The sequence below is a fragment of the Sphingopyxis sp. LARHCG72 genome (assembly GCF_052871675.1).
This window is the reverse complement of sequence record NZ_JBIXJU010000009.1, coordinates 88,917-112,235: the sequence shown is the minus strand read 5'-3', so window position 1 is coordinate 112,235 and position 23,319 is coordinate 88,917. Positions and strand designations below refer to the sequence as shown.

Genomic DNA, 23,319 nt, shown 5'->3' with positions numbered 1-23,319 from the left:
CGGGCGAAGGCCGGGATCTCAACGCGGCACACCAACGCATCGTGGAGATCCCGGCCTTCGCCGGGCTGACGGCAGGATAAGATGACCATGCCCCCACTCGTCAAAATCTGCGGCCTCAAGACGATCGAGGAGGTCGACGCCGCCATCCGCCACGGCGCGACGCATATCGGCCTCAATCATTATGAGCCGAGCCCGCGCTATATCGACCTCAAGACCGCCGCCGAACTGCGCAAGCGCGCAGGCGCGGGTAACGTCAAGGTCGCGCTGCTGCTGGTCAACGCGTCGCAACAGCTCACCGGCGATGCGCTCGGCATGATCCGCCCCGACATCATCCAGTTCCACGGCAACGAGACGCCCGAATGGCTGGGCGTCGTAAAGCGGCTGACGCCCGCCGCAGTCTGGAAGGCCGTTGGCCTAAAGGACGCCGACACGCTCGTGCGGATGCAGAAATATCATGGCGTTGCCGACCGTATCCTGTTCGACGCCCCCGCGGCCGCCATGCCCGGGGGAACGGGCACGCGCTTCGACTGGTCGCTGCTCAAGAACCATCGTCACAGCATCGACTGGGGTATCGCCGGCGGGCTGACGCCGGCGAATGTGGGTGAAGCGATCGCCGCCACGGGTGCGCCACTCGTCGACGTCTCGTCGGGCGTCGAAAGCGCGCCGGGCGTCAAGGATGTGGACAAGATCGCGGCTTTCCTTAAAGCGGCGGGTCGATGACCGACTTACCCAACAGCCTCCGCTCCGGCCCCGACGCACGCGGCCATTTCGGCCAGTTCGGCGGCCGCTATGTCGCCGAAACGCTGATGCCGCTGATCCTCGACCTCGAGCGCCACTATCGCGCCGCGCAGGCCGACCCCGCGTTCAAGGCCGAATTCGACTATCTGCTCAAACATTATGTCGGGCGCCCCAGCCCGCTGTGGTTCGCCGAGCGGCTGACCGAGCACCTTGGCGGCGCGAAAATCTATCTGAAGCGCGAGGACCTGAACCACACCGGCGCGCACAAGATCAACAATTGTATCGGCCAGATCCTGCTCGCAAAGCGGATGGGCAAGACGAAGATCATCGCCGAAACCGGGGCTGGCCAGCACGGCGTTGCGACCGCGACAGTCGCGGCGTTGTTCGGCCTGCCCTGCACCATCTTCATGGGCGCAGTCGACGTCGCGCGACAGCAGCCGAACGTGTTCCGCATGAAATTGCTCGGCGCCGAAGTCGTCGCGGTCGAGAGCGGCGCGAAAACGCTAAAGGACGCGATGAACGAGGCGCTGCGCCACTGGGTCGCGAACGTCCACGACACCTTCTACATCATCGGCACCGTCGCGGGGCCGCACCCCTATCCCGAGCTCGTCCGCGATTTCCAGTCGGTGATCGGCGACGAGGCGCGCGAACAGATTCTCGAGGCCGAAGGCCGCTTGCCCGACATGCTGATCGCCCCCGTCGGCGGCGGATCGAACGCGATCGGGCTGTTCCATCCGTTCCTCGACGACGCGGGGGTCGAGATCGTCGGCGTCGAAGCCGCGGGCGAAGGGCTCGACAAGAAGCACGCCGCCAGCTTGGCGGGCGGACGCCCGGGCATTCTCCACGGCAACAAGACCTACCTGCTGCAGGACGAGGACGGCCAGATCACCGAGGCGCACAGCATCTCGGCGGGCCTCGATTATCCCGGCATCGGCCCCGAACATAGCTGGCTCCACGAAATCGGTCGTGTTCGCTATGAACCCGTCACCGATGCCGAGGCGCTGGCGAGCTTCCAGAAGCTGACGAAGCTCGAAGGCATCATTCCGGCGCTCGAAAGCGCGCACGCGATCGCTGCCGCCGAACGCATCGCGCCGACGCTGGGCAAGGACAAGATTATCATCGTCAATTGCTCGGGGCGAGGAGACAAGGACATCTTCACGGTGGCGGAATCGCTGGGGGTGGAGCTGTGACCCGTTTCGCCACCGCGTTCGCCAAGCCGCGCCCCGCGCTCGTCGCCTTCATCACCGCGGGCGACGGCGACACCGCCGCGAACCTCGACGCGCTCGTCGCAGGGGGCGCCGATGTGATCGAGCTCGGCATGCCCTTCACCGATCCGATGGCCGACGGCCCCGCGATCCAGGCGGCTAATTTACGCAGCCTCGCGAAAGGCACGACGACCGCCGATATCTTCGCAATCGCCGCCGCTTTCCGCCAGCGTCATCTCGAGACACCGCTCGTCTTGATGGGTTATGCCAACCCGATGACGATCCGCGGCGCCGACTGGTTCGCCGCCGAATGCGCGAAGGCCGGCGTCGACGGCATCATCTGCGTCGACATCCCGTCCGAAGAGGATGCGGAACTCGGGCCGAGCCTCCGCGCTGCCGGGGTCGACCTGATCCGCCTCGCCACGCCCACCACCGATCCCGCGCGCCTGCCCGCCGTGCTCGATGGCGCGGGCGGCTTCCTCTATTATGTCTCGGTCGCCGGGATCACCGGCCTCCAGCAGGCCGCGCAGGCCAGCATCGTCGACGCCGTAGCGCGCCTCAAAGCCGCAACCGACCTGCCCGTCGCGGTCGGCTTCGGCGTCCGCACCCCCAAACAGGCGGCCGAGATCGCGAAGGTCGCCGACGGCGTCGTCGTCGGTTCGGCCTTCATCGACATCATTGCCGAGCATGGCGACGCCGCAGCGCCGCATGTCGAGGCTTTTACCCGCACCCTCGCCGATGCTATTCACGGCGCAAAGGAGATCGCCGCATGAGCTGGCTCGACCGCGTTCGCAACGCCCTGCCCTTCGGCGCAAAGCGCGATACCGCCGACAATCTGTGGCACAAATGTCGCCAGTGCCAGCAGATGGTGTTCGTGAAGGAATGGGAAGACAATCTGAACGTCTGCCCGCGCTGCGACCACCATGACCGCATCGGCGCAACCGAGCGCTTCGCGCAGCTGTTCGACGGCGGCATTCACGAAATGATCGCAGCGCCCGCGGCGCCCGAGGATCCGCTTAAGTTCCGCGACACCAAGAAATATGTCGACCGCATCAAGGCCGCGCGCGCGCAGACGGGCGACCGCGATGCCTATCAGAACGCAGCCGGCAAGATCGACGGCAAGCCCGTCGTGATCGGCGTCCAGGATTTCGCCTTCATGGGGGGGTCGATGGGCGTCGCCGTGGGCGAAGCCTTTGTCGCGGGCGTCGAGGACGCGATCCGGCGCGGCTGTCCCTATATCTCGATCACTGCCGCGGGCGGCGCGCGGATGCAGGAAGGCACGTTGTCGCTGATGCAGATGCCGCGCGCGACGGTAGCGCTCGCCCGCCTGCGCCGGGCCGGGCTGCCCTATATCGTGCTGCTCACCGACCCGACCACGGGCGGCGTAACTGCGAGCTATGCGATGCTCGGCGATATCCAGATCAGCGAACCCAAGGCGCTGATTGGCTTTGCAGGCCAGCGCGTGATCGAGAATACGATCCGCGAAAAGCTCCCCGAAGGCTTCCAGCGCGCCGAATATCTGCTCGATCACGGGATGATCGACATGGTCGTCCACCGCAAGGATCTGCCCGAAACGCTCGGCCGGTTGATCGGATATCTGGCGCCCGAGAAGGCGGCCTAAGCTTTCCTGCATCGTCATTGCGAGGAGCGAAGCGACGCGGCAATCCAGCGAGTTTGGACTGCGCTCTGGATTGCTTCGCTACGCTCGCAATGACGAACTTTTGATAGGCTCCGTCTCACGATGCCCGACCACGCTCATTCTTCCGATCCCGCAGTCCAGACCCAGCTCGACCGCCTGGCCGCGCTCTCGCCGGGACGCGACATCCTTGGGCTCGAACGCATCGCCGAGCTGTGCGCGCGCCTCGGCAACCCGCAGTTCCAGCTGCCGCGCACCTTCCATGTCGCGGGTACGAACGGCAAGGGATCGACCTGCGCCTATCTCCGCGCCATCCTCGAAGCGCAGGGCCGCCGCGTCCACGCTTACACCAGCCCGCACCTCGTCCGCTTCAACGAGCGCATCCGTCTTGCCGGAACGCTTATCGACGATGCGCTACTAGCGGCGCTGCTCGAAGAAGTGCTCGACGAAGCCGCTGACCTGCAAGCGAGCTTTTTCGAGGTCACCACCGCCGCTGCCTTTCTCGCCTTCGCGCGCATCCCTGCCGACGATTGCATCATCGAAGTCGGTCTCGGCGGGCGCCTCGACGCAACCAACATCATCCCGCCTCCCGCGGTCGCCGGCATCGCCTCGCTCGGCATCGACCATGAGGCGTTCCTGCTCGAACCCGAAGCGGGCACGCCTGACGAGCCCGCCGCGCGGATCGCGTGGGAAAAGGCCGGCATTGTCAAACCCGATACGCCCGTCGCAACCTTCGCCTACCCACCGCTTGTGCAGGACACGATCGCCGCGAAGGTCGCCTCCGTCGGCGCGACGCATTTTCCCGAAGGCGATGGCTGGACGATAGAGCCGAGCGGCGACAGCTTTCGATGGTCGTCGAAACTGGGCTCGATCGATCAGCCGCTGCGTCCGCGCATGGCCGGGGCGCACCAGATGCGCAACGCGGGGCTCGCCATCGCGATGCTCCGCCTCGCCCCCGATCCGCAACCGAGCGAAGCCGAGATAGCTCGCGGAATCGCCGGCGCGCACTGGCCGGGGCGTATGCAGTTACTCGGTTCCGGTCCGCTTACCGCGCTGATGCCCGAAGGCCATGATATCTGGATCGACGGCGGCCATAATCTCGATGCCGCGAAACAGGTCACCACTTTCCTCAGCGAGACATTGGCGCGGCGTGAGCCCATCGATCTCGTCCTCGGCATGCTCGCGAACAAGGACGCGGGCGCCTTTCTCGCAGCGCTCGCGCCGTATGTGCGTCGGGTCATGACGGTGCCGATCCCCGGCCACGACCACCACGATCCTGAAAGCCTCGCCAAGATGGCGCTGGACGCGGGTATCGCCGCAGCGGTGCCAAGAACCGATATCGCAAGCGCGTTGCGCGCGCTTGCCGCCGATAGTCCGGCGCGAAACATATTGATCAGCGGATCGCTATACCTCGTCGGACAGGCACTCGACCACAATGAGGAGTGGCCGGCTTAGCCCAGCTCCGTGAGCGTCCGCTTCGCCCAGTCGTACATGTCGGAATCAGCCTTGACCGTCGCCGGCGGCATCCGCTTCATTCGCCGCTCGACATCCTGCAACAACGCGCGGGCGCCGGCCCTGTCGCCTTGTCCGATCAGAATCGCCGCCATCCGGCAACGCACCTCGTCGCCCGGCACCCGCTCGACGATCGCCCTGTAAAGCGCCAGCGCATCGGCCGGCCGGCCGTCGATCTCGGCAATCTTGCCGCGCAACAGGTCGCGGCGATCACGTTCAGACTGCGATGTGGTCTCAGGGAGCTTGTCGAGTGCATCCAGCGCGTCGCTCGCCAGTCCTGCCCCGTACGCGGCCTCGGCAATTCGCATTCCGATCGCCTTGTCGACATGCGGCGACTTACGCTCAGCCAGCCGAAACTGCTCCAGCGCTGGCCCGTAACGTTCACGCGCCATCAGCGCGTCGCCATATTCCATACGGTTGCCGACGGTATCGCTGAAATCGACCGCGGCCTGCGCGTCGCGCACGCGGCGTTCGGGATCGATCGTGTCGGCAATCTTCACCCGCGCCTGTCGTACCCGGCGGTCGCCCGACATGCCGGGCAGGATTTCGACGATCAGGTAGGCGAGCACGCCGACCATCGGGAGGAAGGCAATCGCCATGATCCACGCCGTGTTGCGCCCCGTGCGAAAGACATGAACGATGCAGAGCAGCTGCAAGGCGATCGAGATGACGAACCAGTGCATGGCGCCCGTCCTATGCCGTCTTCGGCGCCTTGCCCTTCCACGCCAGCAGGGCGCCGACGGCGAAGGTCGCAATCGAGGCTGTCATGATCGACGATGCCAGTTCGAGCTGCTGCGCCAGCAAGATGCCGACCAGTCCCGCGACGATCGCCGCGAAGCCGACGATACGCCACGCGCCCACCGGCTGCCGCAACTGGCGCTCGTCGACGCCGTCGGTCTGACGGATGCCTGAACCGACATAACCCTTGCTCCACAGGAGCCAGAGCAGCAGCATTCCCGGAATGGCCGCGACGACGGTAAAACCCCAGAAGCCGACCCAGCCGAGCTTCTCGGCAACGATCCCCGCAGGTCCGGCCATGAACGTGCGGCCGACCCCGGCAAAGGACGACAGCAGCGCGAACTGCGTCGCGGTATAGGCGATGCTCGACAGGCCCGATAGATAGGTAGCGAACACGGTCAGACCGATACCGCTGGTCATATTTTCGGTGACGATCGCCGCGACCAGCATCCAGTAATTATTGCCCGTTGCCGCGAGGATCATGAACATGACGTTCGAGAACATCATCATCAGCCCCGAAATCAAGAGCGCGCGCCCCATGCCGAGCCACAGCAGGAACGGCGCGCCGAGCGCCGATCCGACGATCAGCGCGCCGAAGCCCCACAGCTTGTTGGCCGAGATATAATCGAGGTCGGGAAAGCCGAGGTCGACGATCATTGGCCCGAGCATCGTCTGCCCCATCGCGTCGCCCACCTTGTAGACGAGGACGAAGCAGAGGATCAGGAAAGCGCCGTGGCGCGTCAGGAATTCGCGGAACGGGTTCACGACCGCCTCGGTCAGCCACTGACCGACCTTCATCCCCGCGGTATGTTCGAAGCGGTCGACGAATTTGCCCGGCCCGGCCCACAGCGCGCCGAGGATCGCGGGGACGATGCAAAAGGCGGTGAGCCCGTAAGCGGTCGCCCAGCCCAGCCCCAGCCCTTCGTTCGACGCGAAATAGATCGTGCCCGCACCCGCGATCAGATTGCCCGTCCGGTATCCGAACTGGTTCGTCGCGGTCCCGTGCGCAAATTCCTCCTCTTCGAGAATTTCGATGCGATAGGCGTCGATAACGATATCCTGCGTCGCCGACAGGAAGGCGGTGATCAGCGCCCAGATCGCGAAGGTGCCCATCTGGCCGGGCTGCGGATTGCTCGCCCCCAATTGCCAGATCGCGACGAACAGCAAGGCCTGGATGAAGAACAGCCAGCCACGCCGCTGACCGAATGCCTTGGTCAGGAACGGTAGCGGCAGCTTGTCGACGAGCGGCGCCCACAGAAATTTGATCGTATAGGGAATGCCCAGCGCGACGGCGAAGCCGATCGTCGCGGTATCGATCCCGACCTTCGCCAACCAGAAGGTCATCGTCGCGATCAGCAGCGTCAGCGGAAAACCGCTCGATATGCCGAGCAGGAAGGTGATCAGCGGATTTTTGCGCAGATAAGGCCGGAACGCCGGGATCGATAGCGCGACCACCGCCAGCCCGCCAAGGATCGCAACAAAAATGATAAACCGGATCAGATCAACCGACATGCACACGCTCCCCGCGCATCCGGCCGGCGGATGCCATTGTCTCTCGGGAAACGGCCTAAAGGCTCGGCATCAAATTGGAAGCGGCTATTTATCGGCTGGTCGCGCTCAGGCCGCGGCGGGGCGCCAATAGGTCTGCAGCCCGCTGACCTTGCGCGGCGCCTGATTCTTGCATGTCATCGTCTCGACCGCGCGTAGCGCCGCGATGAGCGCCGAAGGGCTGTGCGGTTTGCCAAGACAGGCGACGGCAATATCCGCGGCATCCTCCGGGCATTGTCCGGTCACCAGCAGCACCGCGATACCGCGATCTCGCGCCAGCCGGGCGACTTCTCGCCCCGTCATATGCCCCGCAAGACCAAGGTCGAGGACGAGTGCATCGATCGGTTCGGCGGCGATGATCGGCACCGCCGCTTCGCCCGAATCGACCGTCGCGACGATCTCGTACCCGCTGTGTTTCAGCGTGTGTTCGTTATCGAACGCGGTCAGCGGATCATCCTCGATGATCAGCAGCCGCTTGATGCAGGTCGGGCGATGGACGAAGAGCATGATGACTCCCTTTAACGTCGCCATGACTCGCTCCGCGCCGTCCTGCAAGATTGCTTCTGCTTCCCATCGACGAAGCGAGTCTTTTCCGGCTATGAGCGTGATCACAACGCAACACTATTTCCCCTCGAAAACGACAAGAAAGCCGCATCCGTTCCGATGACGACACGCCGTCCACCCCGCCCCGCGCCCCGCTCGGCGCCGAAAGCCCCTGGCGATCGCGACGCACCCAAGGGCCGTCGCGCCGCGCGCGGTGCTGCATCCGCGCTCAAATCGAAGCCCGCCGAGGCCGAACGCGAGGACGGTCCACAGCGGATCGCCAAGCTGCTGGCGCGCGCCGGGGTCGGATCGCGCCGCGATGTCGAACGGATGATCGAGGAAGGCCGCATCGCGCTGAACGGCCAGATCATCGTCCAGCCCGCGCCGCTGCTGTCGTCGCTCGAAGGGCTGACCGTCGACGGCAATCCGGTCGCCAAGCCCGTCTCGACGCGCCTCTACCGCTTTCACAAGCCCGCGGGATGCATCACTGCAGCGCGCGATCCAAAGGGGCGCAAGACGATCTATGATCTGCTGCCTAAGGACCTGCCGCGCCTGATGCCTGTCGGCCGCCTCGACTATAATACCGAAGGGCTGCTGCTGCTCACCAACGACGGCGAATTCAAGCGCCAGCTCGAACTGCCCGCAAGCGGGGTCGAGCGCACCTATCGCGCCCGCGCCTTCGGCGACATCAGCCAGGCGCAGCTCGAAGAGCTGGCGATGGGGATCGAGATCGACGGCGTCCGCTATGGCAAGATCGACGCCAACCTCGAACGCCGTACGGGGCGCAACCAGTGGGTCGAAATGACGCTGACCGAGGGCAAGAACCGCGAAGTGCGCAAGGTGCTCGAACATTTCGGATTGCAGGTCAGCCGCCTGATCCGCACGCGCTATGGTGCGTTCGAGCTGGGCGACATGCCTCTCGGCGCGGTCGATGTCGTCCCGCGCGACGAATTGTTCAAATTCCGGCGGCAGATGGGCTGATGCGCGTCATTTCGGGTGAATGGCGCGGCCGCAAGCTGCTCGCGCCGAAGAATGACGCGACGCGTCCGACCGCGGACCGCACGCGCGAAACGCTGTTCTCGATGCTGACCAGCCGTGTCGGCAGTTTCGAAGGACTCCACGTCGCAGACCTGTTCGCCGGATCGGGCGCGCTTGGCATCGAGGCGCTGTCGCGCGGGGCCGAGCAATGCCTGTTCGCCGAACAGGACCGCGACGCGATCGACGTGCTGCGCAAGAATCTGGGAGCGCTCGGCGCCACGCCGCGCGCCGACATCCGCGCGGGGTCAGTGCTGGCGCTCGGGCCTGCGCGGCGTACGTACGACCTGCTGATGCTCGACGCGCCCTATGACACCGGCGCGGGCAGCGTGGCGCTCGACAAGCTTAATCGCCTTGGCTGGATCGGCGCCGACAGCTGGATTTCGGTCGAAACGGCGCACAATGAGACCATTGATGTCGCGGGCTTCGAAATCGATGCGACACGCAAGGTCGGCAAGGCAAAGCTGACGCTGCTCAGGCTTGCCTGATCATCTGGCGCCGCACCATCAGCAGACCCAGCCAGCTCACCACACCCGCCAGCGCCAGATAATAGCCGACCGTTTCGGTCCCACCGCGCTCGGCGAGCGCCTGCGCAATGATCGGAGCCATCGCGCCGCCCAATATGCCGCCCGCGTTGAACGCGATCGAGGCGCCCGTATAACGCACCTGCACCGGGAACAGCGCGGTGAGCCAGCTGCCGAGCGGGCCATAGACCAGCCCCATCACGAACAGCGCGGTCGCAAGCCCCAGGAAGATCGTGAGCCAGCTTCCCGACGCCAGCGACGGGCCAAAGGCAAAGCCGACGAGCACTGTCGCACCGCAGCCCCAGGTCAGCACGCGCTGCGCGCTCGACGCGTCGCTCATATAGCCGGCGAAGACGATCCCTACCGCCATGAACAGGATCGCGCCGAGCTGGATCAGCAGGAACTGCTCCTTCGGATAGCCGAGCGCGGTCGTCCCGTGCGCCAGCGCGAAGCTGGTCGCGAGATAGAAGATCGCAAAACAGGCGACGACCGCAAAGGTCCCCGCGAGCGTCGCGACCAGATGGTGGCGGAACAATTCGCCGAGCGGCACGCCGACGGGCGCTTCTTTCTCGAGCGCCTCCTTGAAATCGGGAGTCTCGCCGATCCTCAGCCGCACCCATAGCCCCAGTCCGACGAGCAGCGCCGAGAAGAGGAACGGGATACGCCAGCCCCATGCCGCGAAATCGGCGTCGCTGAGGCCCAGCCCCAGCAAAAGGAACAGGCCGTTCGCGGCGATGAACCCGACGGGGGCGCCGAGCTGCGGGAACATGCCGAAGCGCGATTTCCATCCCGGCGGAGCATTTTCGACCGCGAGCAAGGCCGCCCCGCCCCACTCGCCGCCAAGCCCGAAGCCTTGCCCGAAACGCAAGATGCACAGCAAGAGCGGCGCGACCCAGCCGACCATCGCATAGGTCGGCAGGAAGGCGATCAGCAGCGTCGAGGCGCCCATCAGCATCAGCGAGGCGACGAGCGTCGACTTGCGCCCGATGCGGTCGCCATAATGACCGAAGACGATCGCCCCGACCGGCCGCGCGAAGAAGGCAAGGCCGAAGCTCATGAAGCTGAGCATCAGCTGCGCCGACGGCGATTCGGACGGGAAGAAGAGCGGCCCGAACACCAGCGCCGCGGCGGTGCCATAGATATAGAAATCATAGAATTCGACCGCGGTGCCGACGAGGCTCGCGGTCAGGATGCGCCGATGCTGCCGATAGGGTGCCAGATCCACGGGCGATGCCCCTCCCTTTTTATAACGGCGCCGCTTTGGACGCTCTACCGCGCCCCATCAAGCCGGAATGCGTCCGGCTCAGCGCCCCTGCGCCGGAAGCTGCGCGCGCAGCCGCTGCAATTCGCGTTCGGGGACCGCCGCGAGCGAGGCTGCGGGCTTACCCTTGCGAAGCCGCTCGCGGTCCTTTTCCGATGGTTCGACGCGGCGCACGCGCACCGCGGCATGGCCCTGCGCCTTCATGCCCAGTTCTTCCGCCGCGCCGCGCGAGAGGTCGATGACGCGCCCGCGTGCGAACGGCCCGCGGTCGTTGACGCGGACGATGATCCGCCGCCCGGTATCGAGCGCGGTCACCTCGACATAGGTCGGGAGCGGCAGCGTCGTGTGCGCGGCGGTGATCCAGCCGGGACGAAACTGCTCGCCGTTCGCGGTGCGGTTCCCCGACTCGCCGCCGTACCAGCTCGCATAGCCGATCGCGTCATAGGCGGGCGACGCCGCGGGCACGTAGGTCGTGCCGCGGATCGTATAGGCGGGACCGATCCGCACCGGCGTATCGGCGACGGGGCGATATTTGGCGCCGGCGCAGGCGGAGAGCGCGAGGACCGCGAACGCGGTGCCAGCCAGTCGAGTGATCCGGTAATCCAGCATGGCCAGACCGTAGAGGGTGGGAATGGCGAGATAAAGTCCGCATGACGGTAATGCGGCGGGCAGCGGACAGTCCAAAGTTCAGTAAAGTTCAGCCCTGTGCGCGCCCCGATCAGAACCCCGCGGCGTGCTGGACGCGTTCCGCACGTCGCACCTTGCGCCGACCGTTCGGTAACGACCGCCGTCATCCACCAAATCAAAGGCTGTCACAGCCCGATAATGCAGGACAGCGCTTTTTTCGGCTGATGCCAGATTTGGGGTGGCTTGCGGACGTAAGCACCGCCTAGACGATTGTGATGCGTGACTGGATGCGGGCGACAATGTCCCTCAGCACGCTTTCGTTGTCACTCATGAGCGATAAATAGCTCAGAGAATGCTCGTAATATATACGAAGATGTGTGTCCCCAAACCGCAGAGTCCCCTCCACGAAATCTTCGTTCATTTCATATAGCGGCAGCTGAAGATCGCTGTCCGGATTCTGTCCCAGACCATCAGCAATGTCCGCGAGCATATTTCGAAAGGGCGTTGCGTAGTTGAACGAGTCCAAGACCCAGAACATGAGTTGCCAGCCGCCTTCCGGGTCGACCTTAATTTCCAATGGCGAGCGGACCTGGATCATCGGTGGTTATATGTCTGCTGTTGGCCCGGGCGTCCAGCCGCTCCGGCAATGATTGGATGCGGGCAATTTTGATTCTCGCGGGAACGGCTACTTTCGGTCGAAAGCCGACGCTCCGTTGGCAAACTATCGCCCCCGCGCTACGCCGCGCCCATGACCGGTCTTCGTCTCCATCAACCCGGCGTCGTCGGCACAGGCCGCGTCGCGCAGGCGCTTGCGCTAGCCCTCGCGCAGCATTCGCTCCGGCCACCGATGATGTGGGGTCGCTCGCCTGAACGGACCGCCGGCGCGGCGACGGCGGTCGGTGCCGTCACCGCCCCCGCGGTCGATCATCTCATGGCCGAATGCAACGTCATCGCGATCGCCGTCGCCGACGATGCTCTGGCCGACATCGTCGGCGATATGGCCGCCATATCGTCGGCAGGCCGCGGCCGTTTCATCTTCCATGTCAGCGGACGCAGCGGCGCGGCGATCCTCGAACCGCTGCGCGTCGCCGGCGCGCGGACCGCGGCGATCCATCCCGCGATGACCTTTACCGGCGATCCGCAAGCCGAAGCGCGACGGATGGCAGGCGCGCGCTTCGCGGTGACTGGTTCAGCCCCCGAAGCGACCGAACAGGCGAAAAACATTGTCGCGCTGCTCGGCGGCGTCGCCGTCGAAATCGCAGAGGACCGGCGGGCGCTCTATCACGCGGCACTCTGCCACGCGTCGAACCATCTGGTAACGCTGATCACGGGCGCCTCGCACGCGCTGGAGGACGCCGGGGTCGACGACCCGGCGGCGCTGCTGGCCCCGCTCGTCCGTGCGGCGCTCGAAAACGGCCTTGCGATCGGCTTTGCGGGATTGTCGGGGCCGTTGCTGCGCGGGGACGCGCGGACGATCGGCGACCATCTCGATACGCTGGCGGCGCATAGCCCCGACCTTCTGCCCGCCTATCGCGCGATGGCGCGCGCGACGCTCGACGAGTTGAAACGCGCAGGAAACTTGCCCTCGGACCGCCTCACTGCACTGGACAGCCTGCTCGCTGTTCCCTAATCGTTCGCGCGTGAATATGCCTCCCATCTCGACGCCCGACCTGACCCGCCCCGACCCTTCGGACCCGCCCTATCTGCAAGGATTGAACGGGCCGCAGCGGCAGGCGGTGCTGACGACCGAAGGCCCGGTGCTGATGCTTGCGGGCGCGGGCACGGGCAAGACCGCGGCGCTCACCGCGCGGCTCGCGCACATCATCGCGACACGCCGCGCCTGGCCTTCCGAAATCCTCGCGGTCACCTTCACCAACAAGGCGGCGCGCGAGATGCGCGAGCGCATCGGGCGGATGATCGGCGACGCGGTCGAGGGGATGCCGTGGCTCGGCACCTTCCACAGCATCGCCGCGAAGATGCTCCGCCGCCACGCCGAACTGGTGGGCCTCCAGAGCAATTTTACCATCCTCGACACCGACGACCAGCTTCGCGTCCTGAAACAGCTCATCCAGGCCGAAGGGCTCGACGAGAAGCGCTGGCCCGCACGCCAGCTCGCGGGGCTGATCGACAAATGGAAGAACCGCGGGCTGACCCCCGCCGATCTCGATGCCGCCGACAAGGAGTCCTATGCCGACGGCAAGGGCCAGCATTTCTACGCGCTTTATCAGGCGCGGCTGAAGACATTGAACGCCTGCGATTTCGGCGACCTGCTGCTCCACATGCTGGTGATCCTGAAAACGCACCGCGACGTTCTCGAACAATATCAGGCGCGCTTCAAATATGTCCTCGTCGACGAATATCAGGACACCAACGCGAGCCAGTATCTGTGGCTGCGACTGCTCGCACAGGCGCGCAAGAATATCTGCTGCGTCGGCGACGACGACCAGTCGATCTATTCGTGGCGCGGCGCCGAGGTCGCGAACATTCTCCGCTTCGAAAAGGATTTTCCCGGCGCGACGGTGATCCGCCTCGAACAAAATTACCGCTCGACCCCGCAGATCCTCGCCGCCGCCTCCGCACTGATCGCGCAGAACAGCGACCGGCTCGGTAAGACGCTGTGGACCGAACTCGAGCCCGGCGACAAGTTGCGCGTCGTTGGTGTGTGGGACGGGCCGGAGGAAGCGCGCCGCATCGGCGAAGAGCTGGAGACGCTCCAGCGCCGCAAGGTCAGCCTCGACCGCGCCGCGATCCTTGTTCGCGCGCAGTTCCAGACGCGCGAGTTCGAAGACCGCTTCATCGCGATCGGCATGCCGTACCGCATCGTCGGCGGATTCCGCTTCTACGAGCGCGCCGAAATCCGCGACGCGCTCGCCTACCTCCGCCTCGTCCAGTCGGCGGCCGACGACCTTGCCTTTGAACGCATCGTCAACGTGCCCAAGCGCGGGCTCGGCGACAAGGCGCTCCAGCGCATCCACCAATATGCCCGCGCCGAGCAGTTGCCGCTGCTCAATGCCGCGTCGCGGATCACCGAAACCGACGAGCTGACCCCGCAGGCGCGGCGCCAGCTCGCCAATTTCGTGGCGCAGATGCGCAGCTGGCAGGCGAAGGCGAACCAACTGTCGCACCCGGAACTGACCCAGCTGATCCTCGACGAGTCGGGCTATACCGCGATGCTCCAGGCCGATCGCAGCGCCGAGGCCGCGGGACGCCTCGAGAACCTGTCCGAACTCGTCCGCGCGATGGAGGAATATGAAACGCTTGAGGAATTCCTCGAGCATGTCAGCCTCGTCATGGACCGCGACAATGACGACACGACCGAGACGGTCACGATCATGACGATCCACGCCGCGAAGGGCCTCGAGTTCGACCATGTCTTCCTCGCGGGATGGGAGGACGGGGTATTCCCGTCGCAGCGCTCGATGGACGAAGGCGGTATCGCGAGCCTCGAGGAAGAACGCCGCCTAGCCTATGTCGCGATCACCCGCGCCCGCCAGCGCGCGAGCATCTATCACGCGGCGAACCGCCGCATCTATGGCCAGTGGATGAGCAGCATCCCGAGCCGCTTCATCGCCGAAATCCCGCCCGAACATGTCGACAGCGAAAACAGCTTCGGCGGCGGGCAGAGCCTGTGGCGCGCGAACTGGTCGGCGCAGGGCGACCCCTTCGCGCATGTTGCCGAGCGCCAGCCAGCGCGCACGATGACGCGCGGCCCGGCCTGGCAACGCGCGGTCGCCGGATCGTCGACGATCACGCGCGCGCCGGCGCCGAGCGAAAAGGGCCCCGCGGCATCGGTCGGCGCCAAAGCGCGCGCCGACCTCGCCATCGGGATGCGCGTGTTTCACGAGAAGTTCGGTTATGGCGAAATCATTGATATCGACGGCAACAAGCTCGAAGTCGAGTTCGAACAGGCCGGATCGAAACGCGTGCTCGACAGCTTTATCAAGCTCGCCTGAAACAGATTGTCTACTCTTTCTATTATGATATGACATCACATGCGACCACGAGTCGCATGTTGGGAGAGACTTCATGAAAACCAAGCTCTTAGCGGGCGCGATGGCGCTCGCCCTGATCGGCTGTTCGGAAAAAAACTCGGAATCGCTAAAAGAAGCCCCCGCCTATGACATGGTGCCAGTCGACGCCGCGCCCCAGTCAATTCCGGCACCAGCGGACGCTCTCCCGCCCGCAGTGCGCAGTCCCAATATCGGCATCACATCGGCGCCGGGCGTCGCGTTCAACTATGCCTATGCCTTCCGGCTCGACGACAATCGCATCGCAAAGGTCCAGGAAGAACATGCCGCCGCATGCGAAGCGCTCGGCACCAACCGCTGCCGCATCGCCGGGATGAGCTATCGCCTCGTGCGCGAAAACGAAGTCGAGGCGCAGCTCCTCTTCAAGCTCGACCCGGCGATCGCGCGCAAATTCGGCCGCGATGCGCTCTCCAGCGTCGAAAAGGCCGAAGGTGTGCTCGCCGCGACACGGATCAGCGGCGAAGATGTCGGCACGCAAATCAGTGACTCGCAGCGCCGCAGCGCCGACCTCAATGCCGAAATCACCCGTCTCGAAACCCGGCTCAAACAGGGCGGCCTCGGCGATCGCGAACGCGCCGAGCTGCAACAGCAGATCGCGGCGATGCGACGCCAACTCGACGGCGAACGCGATACGCGCCGGACGGGCGAAGCGATGCTCGCCACGACACCGATGCAGTTCGACTATGTCGGCACCGGCGGATTGCCCGGGATCGGCTATGGCAATCCGTTCAGCGACGCGTTGAACATGCTCGTCCACAGCGGCAGCGTGATGCTGTCGTTCATCCTCGTCGTCGGGGCGGCGATCCTGCCGTGGGCCGCGCTCCTCGCACTGCTGATGGCCATCTGGCGCACCCCGCCGGTGCGCGGGATACGGACATGGCTCCGCGGCGCGGCGAAGCCTGCCGAGGCGTCGCCGCCGGCCGAAACCTGAGGCATTTCGGGGCGTCGCTTGCAAAGGTCCGGCGCCCCGTTATGGCTGGAATCATGACGGGGCAGACGACATGGCTGGATCAGGCACGCGACGCCCATCGCCGTGGCGATGTCGCGGCGGAAACCGCCGTGCTCGAAGCCGCGATCCGCGCCGACCGCGGCAATATAGCGGCGCTGCTCGCGATGGCCGAGCTCAAGCGCGGCCTCTCCGACGATCGCGCCGCGGGCAGTTTCTATCGCCTCGCGCTCGGAACCGCGGCGCAGGCGCGCAGCGTCCCGCCCGCGCTTCACCCCGGCCTCCAGCGCGCCGAACAATTTATCGCCGCAACCGAGCGCGCCTTTGCCGACCACCTGCTCGGCCAGTTGCGCGGCGCCGGAATCGATGCCGCCAGCGCGACGCCGCGCGTGGCCGAAGCGCTCCGCGTGCTTGCCGGCGAACAGCCGCTCTATCTCCAGCAACCGAGCATGTTCTATTTCCCCGGGCTCGCGCAGCGCCCCTTCTTCGAGCGCGCCGATTTCGAATGGGTCGAGGCCGTCGAGGCGGCAACCGACGCGATCCGTGCCGAACTGCTGGCGCTTGCAGGCAATGCGGCCGACCGGTTCGGCCCGTATGTGACCGCCAGTCCCGACCGTCCGCCGCCCAATAATCCGCTGCTCGACAAGCCCGACTGGGGCGCGGCCTGGCTGTGGAAGGACGGCGTCGTCGCCGACGGGATGGACGTGCTCTGTCCCGCAACCCTCGCCGCGCTCGAACTGGCGCCGCAGCCCGTGATCCCGGGCCGCGCGCCGATCGCGCTCTTTTCGCGCCTTACCCCCGGCACGCATATCCAGCCGCACCACGGACTGCTCAACACGCGGCTTATCTGCCACTTGCCGCTGATCGTGCCCGACGGCTGCGGCCTGCGCGTGGGTGCCGAAACGCTAAGCTGGCGCGAGGGCGAGGTGCTGATCTTCGACGACAGTTTCGAACATGAGGCATGGAACCGCGGCGCGAGCGACCGAACAATCCTGCTGTTCGAAATCTGGCGCCCCGATATCGATGCCGACGAGCGCGCGCAATTGACGCGCATCTTCGCGGCGATCGACACTTATGCCGGGCAATAAAGCTTATCGCGACTGCCGCGTTTACCGGGTTTGTGAAGGGACTCCGCAGGCCCGGCGACTATTGATCTTGAAGTATGCGGCGCGCAATTTTCTGGGGTTTGCGGGTGGAGGGTCGCTGGTGGAGCCGAGGGGAATCGAACCCCTGACCTCTGCAGTGCGATTGCAGCGCTCTCCCATCTGAGCTACGGCCCCGCGACCGGCGGGGTCTTAACGACACTGTTTGGCAGTGGCAACGGCTTTTCTGACCTTTGTTGCCGTCGCCGGGCGAAATCGAGAAATGGGGGGATTCCGATGGCCAAGGCATGGCATTTGACCAGTCGTCCGCACGGGCTGCCGACGATCGATAATTTCGCGCTGCGCGAACTGCCCGACGCACCGCTCGACAAGGACCAGTTGCGCGTCCGCAACCTGTGGCTGTCGGTCGATCCCTATATGCGCGGCCGCATGAACGACGCCAAAAGCTATGCGGCGAGCTTCCAGATCGACCAGCCGATGACCGGCGGCGCGATCGGCGAGGTACTCGAAAGCACCATGGACGGCTTCGCCCCCGGCGACCTGATCCTCCACATGGGCGGCTGGCGCGATGGCGGGGTCATCGGGCTCGACATGATGCCCAACAAACTGCCCGCCGAAGCGCTGGCGGCGGGGATGACCCCGCAGACCTTCCTCCACAATATGGGGCTGACCGGCGGCACCGCGTGGATCGGGCTGCTCCGCGTCGCGAGCGCCAGACCCGGTGACACGGTGTTCGTTTCCGCGGCGGCGGGTGCGGTCGGCTCGGCGGTGGTGCAGATTGCCAAGGCGCGCGAAATGACCGTCATCGGCTCGGCGGGCGGCGCGGAAAAATGCGCTTGGGCCCACGACCTCGGCGCCGATGCGGTGGTCGATTACAAGGCGGGGCCGGTGCTGCCGCAACTCGCCGCCGCGCTCGAAGGCCTCGGCAAATCGGGTATCGACGTCTATTTCGACAATGTCGGCGGCGAACATCTGGACGCGGCCTTTGCGACCGCCAACGATTTCGCACGTTTCGCGATCTGCGGCATGATCGACGTCTACAACGACGGCAAGGCGCAGGAGATGAAATATCTCGTCCGCACGATCCCGGCACGGATCCGCATGGAAGGCTTTATCTACACCGACCAGTTCATCGAGTGCATGGAGGAATTCTATGCCGACATGGGCGGGTTGATCGCGAGCGGCGCGGTGACGATACGCGAAACCGTGCACGACGGACTGGCGTCGACACCCGACGCCTTCCTCGGCCTGTTTTCGGGCGGCAATATCGGAAAGATGCTGGTCAGGCTCTGACCAGCACCGGCTCGCTGCGCGTCAGCTGCCGAAACCCACCGAAAGGAATCCCGGCATCGGGCCGTTCCAGCCGTCGTCGGGACCGTCGAGATCGTCGTGCTTCGGCCTGCGGTCCTCGCGCGCCGGCTTGCGATCGTCGCGCGGGGGCTTGGCCGGCCGTGCTTCGGCGGCAGCGGGCGCCGGACGCGCAGGCGCCTTTTCGGGCTTCGCTCCGCTCTTGCCGCGTCCGCCACGCGCCGAACGGCCGCGCCGCGGCTCGGCATCATCGGCTTCGCGTTCGGCCGTATCGGCTGCTGGCGCGCCGCCGCCATGGACCGGAATCTTGTAGCCGGTCAGCTTCTGGATATTGTCGACCGCCTCGTCGTCGGAGGGCGTCACCAGCGTGAAGGCCCGGCCCTTCGCGCCCGCACGCCCGGTGCGGCCGATACGATGGACATAATCGTCGGGGTGCCAAGGCGCGTCGAAATTGAAGACGTGGCTGACGCCCTTCACGTCGAGGCCGCGCGCCGCGACGTCCGATGCGACGAGAATGTTGATCGTGCCCGCCTTGAACCGGTCAAGCTCGGCGATGCGGCTCGACTGGTCCATGTCACCATGAATCTCGCCCGCCTTATAGCCATAGCGCTGCAGCGATTTCGCCAGTTCGCGCACGGTCGTCTTGCGGTTGCAGAAGATGATCGCGGTGCCGATGTCCTCGGCCTCGATCAGGCTGCGGAGGGTGTCGCGCTTGCCGCGTTCGGACGTCTTGACCAGGAACTGCTCGATATTCTCGTTGCGGCTTGCCGGGCGCGCCACTTCGATCGTCTTCGGGTTCGACAGGAACTTGTCGGCCAGTTTCTTGATCGGCGGCGGCATCGTCGCCGAGAACAGCAGGGTCTGCCGATTCGCGGGCAGCTTGGTGCAGATATTCTCGATGTCGGGAATGAAGCCCATGTCGAGCATCCGGTCGGCCTCGTCGATCACGAGGAGGTTGCAGCCGGTGAGCAAAATCTTGCCGCGCTCGAACAGATCCATCAGGCGGCCGGGGGTCGCGATGAGCACGTCGACGCCCTTTTCCAGCGCCTTGACCTGATCGCCCATCTGCACGCCGCCGATCAGCAGCGCCATCGAGAGCTTGTGATACTTGCCGTATTTTTCAAAGTTTTCAGCGACCTGCGCAGCGAGTTCGCGCGTCGGCTCAAGGATGAGCGAGCGCGGCATCAGCGCGCGGGCGCGGCCGTGAGCGAGGATGTCGATCATCGGCAACACGAAGGATGCGGTCTTTCCCGTGCCCGTCTGGGCGATGCCGATCATGTCGCGCATCATCAGCACCGAGGGGATGGCGCCGGCCTGGATCGGGGTCGCTTCGCTGTAGCCCGACTCGTCGATCGCGCGCAAAAGTTCGTCGGAAAGGCCGAGATCGGCAAATTTCATGAGGCAATATGTCCGGAAAAAAGGTGGCGCCCTGCCTCCCACGCAGGCGGACGTTGCCGCGGCCATTGGGGAAAGGGCGGCGAAAAGTCAAGGAAAGTCCGCGAAAAACGCGACGGGGTCAGGCCCCTAATCCTCCTCGCGAACCGGAACCATCAACCGGAACTTGTCGATCTCGCATTTCGCGCCCGTCCGCGCGTGGATCTGGTCGCGATCCTCGCACAGCCGCCCATCCTTGCTGCCCTGCATGTAGAAGCCGGCGTAGAAGTCGAGCGCGCGGCATCCGCGGTTGAGCTGTGCGCGCAAACGCTGCTTCTGCCGCGTGATGATGTCGATGCTGTCGCGCTGGACCGCCTGCATCCCCAATATATTGCGCATCGCAACGCATTTCGGGGCCTTTTTCTCTTTCCAGACGATCGGCAATTCGGTCGCGCGCCGCGACGACGAGGGTCCTGCGGCAAAATTGTTGAGCTGCGAGCGCTGGGCCGGGACACGGATGATCAGCTGCTGCTCGATCACGACCTGCCAGAAGGACGAGGCCTGATCGGGCGTCTGCGCGCCGACCGCGACCAATGGCTCGGGCGCGGCGACAGGCACCGCTGCATCGGCCGCCGGTGCGGCCATGATCCACAGGAATGCCGCCGTCAGCACAGCCGTGCCATCGCTCCTTCGGCGTCCTGACAGAAGAAAATGCTCACCCGTGGCTCCCGCGTCCATCCCGCTGGACGAAAGGATACTATTCGTCCATCGCCCCTTTTAACAAGGATGATTGAACATCAAATGAACTGCTGTCGCCCTTCGCCCGGCCCGGACGGGGGATATTTCCGGAGTGGAACGACATGACGCGCCCACCAACTGCATCGCTGCTCGACGCCCTTGCCAATTTGCTCGGGCCAAAAGGCTATAGCGCCGACGCCGACACGATGGCCCCCTGGCTGACCGACTGGCGCGGCAAATATCACGGGCGCGCTGCCGCGATGTTGTCCCCCGCCACGACCGAAGAGGTCGCCGCCGCCGTGCGCCTGTGCCACGACGCCGATGTCGCGCTGGTTCCCCAAGGCGGCAACAGCGGCATGGTCGGCGGCGCAACGCCCGACGCGAGCGGTAACCAGTTGCTGCTGAGCCTGCGGCGCATGAACCGCGTCCGCCATATCGACGAGGCGGCAAAGCTCGCCGTCGCAGAAGCCGGCGTGGTGCTCCAGAGTTTCCACGAAGCCGCCCTCGCCCGCGGCCTGCGCTTTCCGCTGACGCTCGGCGGCAAGGGGTCGGCGACGATCGGCGGGCTGGTGTCGACCAACGCTGGCGGGACGCAGGTGCTGCGCCACGGGACGATGCGCGCACTCGTCGCGGGGGTCGAAGCGGTGCTCCCCGACGGGAGCATCTTCGACGGGCTTGCCCCGCTCAAGAAGGATAATCGCGGCTATGACCTCCGGCACCTGTTCTGCGGCGCCGAAGGGACGTTGGGGATCGTCACCGCAGCGTGCCTGCACCTCGTCCCCGCGGCGACGGCGCGGCGCACCGCCTGGATCGGGATCGATTCGCCCGAAACCGCGCTGCTGTTGCTACGCCGCCTCGACGCCGCGATCGGACGCGAGCTCGAGGGGTTCGAACTCATCCCGCATGATTGCCTCGACGCCGTGCTGCGCCATATCCCGCAAACGCGCACACCGCTCGCCGCCGCGCAGCCCTGGTATGTTCTGGCCGAACTCGCCGGCGAAAGCGACCAGGCGCTGGGCGACGCGCTGGAACAACAGCTCGCGGCCGCGTTCGAGGCCGGCCTGATACGCGATGTCGTGATCGCCAAGAGCGACCGCGAAAGCGAGGATTTCTGGCGCCTGCGCGATTCCATTTCCGAGGCCGAACGCGCGGAGGGGCCCGCGCTCCAGCACGATATCAGCGTCCCGATCGACTTGATGCCCGCTTTCATTGCCGAAAACCCGCAGCGGCTGGACAGCGCCTTTCCCGGCGCGCGCGCCTTGTCCTTCGGGCATCTGGGCGACGGCAACGTCCATCACCATGTCCAGCCGCCCGTCGGGTGCGATGGCGCGGCGTGGATCGCCGAGCATGGTGCGGCGGTCAGCCGGCTCGTTTATTCGCACGTGCTGGAACTCGGCGGCTCGATTTCGGCCGAACATGGCATCGGACAGATGAAACGCGACGTTCTCGCGGAACTAGACAGCCCGGCGCGGCTGGCGGCACTCCACGGGGTCAAGGCGGGGCTCGATCCGGCCGGCATCCTCAACCCCGGCAAGCTCATCGCCTGAAGACGCCGTTCATCGCGCACCAACGCCCCCTTGCGCCGCGCGGCGCGGGTCAATAAGGCGCTGTATCCTTTTTCGTCCCACCAGCGGGACCCTACCGGAGTTCAACCATGGCCACTGCGCCCGCACCTGCCAACCTGCCGCTGTTTTACAAGGACCTCGTCCCGCTTTCGAGCGTCGACCATGCGGACTTCCACGCCCGCCCGCTCGACAATGCGGAATTCCTGGTCGGCCAGCACGCAATCCCGCTGACGTCGGACGAATTCGTGTCGGCCTGCCGCTTTTTCCCGATCGTGTTTTCGGCGGGCGAGAACCCGGTTCCGCTCGCGCTGATGGGCCTCAACGAAGGCATCAACACCTTCGTCGACGACGAAGGCAAGCTGCTCAACCCGGTCTACGTCCCGGCCTATGTCCGTCGCTACCCCTTCCTTCTCGCGCGCCTTCAGCCCGATTCGGAAGATCTGTCGCTGTGCTTCGACCCGACCTCGGGCGCGCTCGGCAAGTTCGACGAAGGCGATGCGCTGTTCGTCGACGGCCAGCCGTCGGAGCAGGTGCAGGCCGTACTCGAATTCTGCAAGAATTTCGAGGAAGCCGGCCAGCGCACCGGCCTGTTCATGGACGAACTGAAGAAGGCCGACCTGCTGATGGACGGCGAAGTCGCGATCCAGCAGGAAGGCAACGACAAGCCCTATGTCTATCGCGGGTTCCAGATGGTCGACGAGAACAAGCTGCGCGAACTGCGCGGCGACGTGCTGCGCAAGCTGATGCAGAACGGCATTCTCGGCCTGATTTTCGCGCACCTCTTCTCGCTGCAGCTGATGCGCGAAGTGTTCGCCGAGCAGGTCAAGAGCGGCAAGATGCCGCTCAACACCGAACTGCCGGCCGCCTGAGCCAGTTAAGTCCGGGCCGCC

At 65.4% G+C, this 23,319-nt stretch carries 22 protein-coding genes and 1 tRNA gene; 14 read left to right on the top strand and 9 right to left on the bottom strand.

The features are described from left to right. The first annotated feature begins 81 nt into the window (after positions 1-81). The 5 genes from ACIPPQ_RS18610 to ACIPPQ_RS18590 all read left to right on the top strand — a co-directional run bounded on the left by ACIPPQ_RS18610 (position 82) and on the right by ACIPPQ_RS18590 (position 5,034). A complete protein-coding gene (locus ACIPPQ_RS18610; protein WP_446545550.1) occupies positions 82-720 on the top strand; it encodes a phosphoribosylanthranilate isomerase in 639 nt (212 codons plus the stop codon). Next, positions 717-1,928, top strand: a complete 1,212-nt coding sequence (gene trpB, locus ACIPPQ_RS18605; protein ID WP_446545549.1) for a tryptophan synthase subunit beta — start codon at positions 717-719, stop codon at positions 1,926-1,928. The genes ACIPPQ_RS18610 and trpB overlap by 4 nt, the downstream gene beginning before the upstream one ends. Next, a complete protein-coding gene (gene trpA / locus ACIPPQ_RS18600; RefSeq protein WP_446545548.1) occupies positions 1,925-2,716 on the top strand; it encodes a tryptophan synthase subunit alpha in 792 nt (263 codons plus the stop codon). The genes trpB and trpA overlap by 4 nt, the downstream gene beginning before the upstream one ends. Continuing rightward, entirely contained in the window at positions 2,713-3,564 is an 852-nt protein-coding gene (gene accD, locus ACIPPQ_RS18595; protein ID WP_446545547.1) for an acetyl-CoA carboxylase, carboxyltransferase subunit beta, read from the top strand. Before trpA ends, accD begins: the two co-directional genes overlap by 4 nt. A 120-nt stretch (positions 3,565-3,684) precedes the next feature. Further along, positions 3,685-5,034 (top strand): bifunctional folylpolyglutamate synthase/dihydrofolate synthase, encoded by a 1,350-nt coding sequence (locus tag ACIPPQ_RS18590; protein WP_446545546.1) that lies wholly within the window; start codon positions 3,685-3,687, stop codon positions 5,032-5,034. On the opposite strand, the gene ACIPPQ_RS18585 is transcribed toward ACIPPQ_RS18590, so the two are convergent. The 3 genes from ACIPPQ_RS18585 to ACIPPQ_RS18575 all read right to left on the bottom strand — a co-directional run bounded on the left by ACIPPQ_RS18585 (position 5,031) and on the right by ACIPPQ_RS18575 (position 7,908). Further along, positions 5,031-5,774, bottom strand: a complete 744-nt coding sequence (locus tag ACIPPQ_RS18585; RefSeq protein WP_446545545.1) for a PLDc N-terminal domain-containing protein — start codon at positions 5,772-5,774, stop codon at positions 5,031-5,033. The genes ACIPPQ_RS18590 and ACIPPQ_RS18585 overlap by 4 nt on opposite strands. Positions 5,775-5,784: 10 nt before the next feature. Next, entirely contained in the window at positions 5,785-7,341 is a 1,557-nt protein-coding gene (locus ACIPPQ_RS18580) for an AmpG family muropeptide MFS transporter (protein WP_446545544.1), read from the bottom strand. 105 nt (positions 7,342-7,446) lie between these two features. Beyond that, the gene (locus tag ACIPPQ_RS18575) at positions 7,447-7,908 is read right to left on the bottom strand and encodes a response regulator transcription factor (protein WP_446545543.1); all 462 of its coding nucleotides are present in this window, start codon (positions 7,906-7,908) and stop codon (positions 7,447-7,449) included. A gap of 132 nt (positions 7,909-8,040) precedes the next feature. On the opposite strand from ACIPPQ_RS18575, the gene ACIPPQ_RS18570 reads away from it, so the two are divergent. Next, a complete protein-coding gene (locus tag ACIPPQ_RS18570; RefSeq protein WP_446545542.1) occupies positions 8,041-8,901 on the top strand; it encodes a pseudouridine synthase in 861 nt (286 codons plus the stop codon). Continuing rightward, positions 8,901-9,443 carry a 16S rRNA (guanine(966)-N(2))-methyltransferase RsmD gene (rsmD, locus tag ACIPPQ_RS18565; RefSeq protein WP_446545541.1) on the top strand — a complete coding sequence of 181 codons (543 nt, stop codon included), beginning with the start codon at positions 8,901-8,903 and terminating at the stop codon, positions 9,441-9,443. Before ACIPPQ_RS18570 ends, rsmD begins: the two co-directional genes overlap by 1 nt. On the opposite strand, the gene ACIPPQ_RS18560 is transcribed toward rsmD, so the two are convergent. The 3 genes from ACIPPQ_RS18560 to ACIPPQ_RS18550 all read right to left on the bottom strand — a co-directional run bounded on the left by ACIPPQ_RS18560 (position 9,430) and on the right by ACIPPQ_RS18550 (position 11,965). Next, positions 9,430-10,698, bottom strand: a complete 1,269-nt coding sequence (locus tag ACIPPQ_RS18560; RefSeq protein WP_446545593.1) for an MFS transporter — start codon at positions 10,696-10,698, stop codon at positions 9,430-9,432. The genes rsmD and ACIPPQ_RS18560 overlap by 14 nt on opposite strands. An 84-nt stretch (positions 10,699-10,782) precedes the next feature. Continuing rightward, positions 10,783-11,349: a septal ring lytic transglycosylase RlpA family protein gene (locus tag ACIPPQ_RS18555; protein ID WP_446545540.1), complete on the bottom strand. Its 567-nt coding sequence runs from the start codon at positions 11,347-11,349 to the stop codon at positions 10,783-10,785. Positions 11,350-11,629: 280 nt separating this feature from the next. After that, on the bottom strand, positions 11,630-11,965 hold the full coding sequence (locus ACIPPQ_RS18550; RefSeq protein ID WP_446545539.1) for a hypothetical protein: 336 nt from the start codon (positions 11,963-11,965) through the stop codon (positions 11,630-11,632). 150 nt (positions 11,966-12,115) lie between these two features. Here ACIPPQ_RS18550 and ACIPPQ_RS18545 point away from each other — a divergent pair, with 150 nt between their 5' ends. The 4 genes from ACIPPQ_RS18545 (at position 12,116) to ACIPPQ_RS18530 (ending at position 17,429) form a co-directional block, all read left to right on the top strand. Then, positions 12,116-12,997, top strand: a complete 882-nt coding sequence (locus ACIPPQ_RS18545; protein WP_446545538.1) for a Rossmann-like and DUF2520 domain-containing protein — start codon at positions 12,116-12,118, stop codon at positions 12,995-12,997. Positions 12,998-13,013: 16 nt separating this feature from the next. Then, positions 13,014-15,320, top strand: a complete 2,307-nt coding sequence (locus ACIPPQ_RS18540) for an ATP-dependent helicase (protein WP_446545537.1) — start codon at positions 13,014-13,016, stop codon at positions 15,318-15,320. Positions 15,321-15,393: 73 nt separating this feature from the next. Further along, on the top strand, positions 15,394-16,326 hold the full coding sequence (locus ACIPPQ_RS18535; RefSeq protein ID WP_446545536.1) for a DUF4349 domain-containing protein: 933 nt from the start codon (positions 15,394-15,396) through the stop codon (positions 16,324-16,326). A 53-nt stretch (positions 16,327-16,379) separates the two neighbouring features. Continuing rightward, positions 16,380-17,429, top strand: a complete 1,050-nt coding sequence (locus tag ACIPPQ_RS18530) for an aspartyl/asparaginyl beta-hydroxylase domain-containing protein (protein WP_446545535.1) — start codon at positions 16,380-16,382, stop codon at positions 17,427-17,429. A 116-nt stretch (positions 17,430-17,545) separates the two neighbouring features. On the opposite strand, the gene ACIPPQ_RS18525 is transcribed toward ACIPPQ_RS18530, so the two are convergent. Then, positions 17,546-17,621: transfer RNA gene (locus ACIPPQ_RS18525), tRNA-Ala, on the bottom strand. 99 nt (positions 17,622-17,720) lie between these two features. Between ACIPPQ_RS18525 and ACIPPQ_RS18520 the strand changes: the two genes are divergently transcribed. Beyond that, a complete protein-coding gene (locus ACIPPQ_RS18520) occupies positions 17,721-18,737 on the top strand; it encodes an NADP-dependent oxidoreductase (protein ID WP_446545534.1) in 1,017 nt (338 codons plus the stop codon). 21 nt (positions 18,738-18,758) lie between these two features. Here the strand turns inward: ACIPPQ_RS18520 and ACIPPQ_RS18515 are convergent, their stop codons facing one another. Together ACIPPQ_RS18515 and ACIPPQ_RS18510 are read right to left on the bottom strand one after the other, a co-directional pair. Further along, entirely contained in the window at positions 18,759-20,150 is a 1,392-nt protein-coding gene (locus ACIPPQ_RS18515) for a DEAD/DEAH box helicase (protein WP_446545533.1), read from the bottom strand. Positions 20,151-20,276: 126 nt separating this feature from the next. Continuing rightward, positions 20,277-20,798: a hypothetical protein gene (locus ACIPPQ_RS18510; protein ID WP_446545532.1), complete on the bottom strand. Its 522-nt coding sequence runs from the start codon at positions 20,796-20,798 to the stop codon at positions 20,277-20,279. Between the two features lie 188 nt (positions 20,799-20,986). On the opposite strand from ACIPPQ_RS18510, the gene ACIPPQ_RS18505 reads away from it, so the two are divergent. Both ACIPPQ_RS18505 and ACIPPQ_RS18500 read left to right on the top strand, forming a co-directional pair. Further along, entirely contained in the window at positions 20,987-22,411 is a 1,425-nt protein-coding gene (locus ACIPPQ_RS18505; RefSeq protein WP_446545531.1) for an FAD-binding oxidoreductase, read from the top strand. 107 nt (positions 22,412-22,518) lie between these two features. Beyond that, the gene (locus ACIPPQ_RS18500) at positions 22,519-23,298 is read left to right on the top strand and encodes a SapC family protein (RefSeq protein WP_446545530.1); all 780 of its coding nucleotides are present in this window, start codon (positions 22,519-22,521) and stop codon (positions 23,296-23,298) included. The last annotated feature ends 21 nt before the right edge of the window (positions 23,299-23,319 follow it).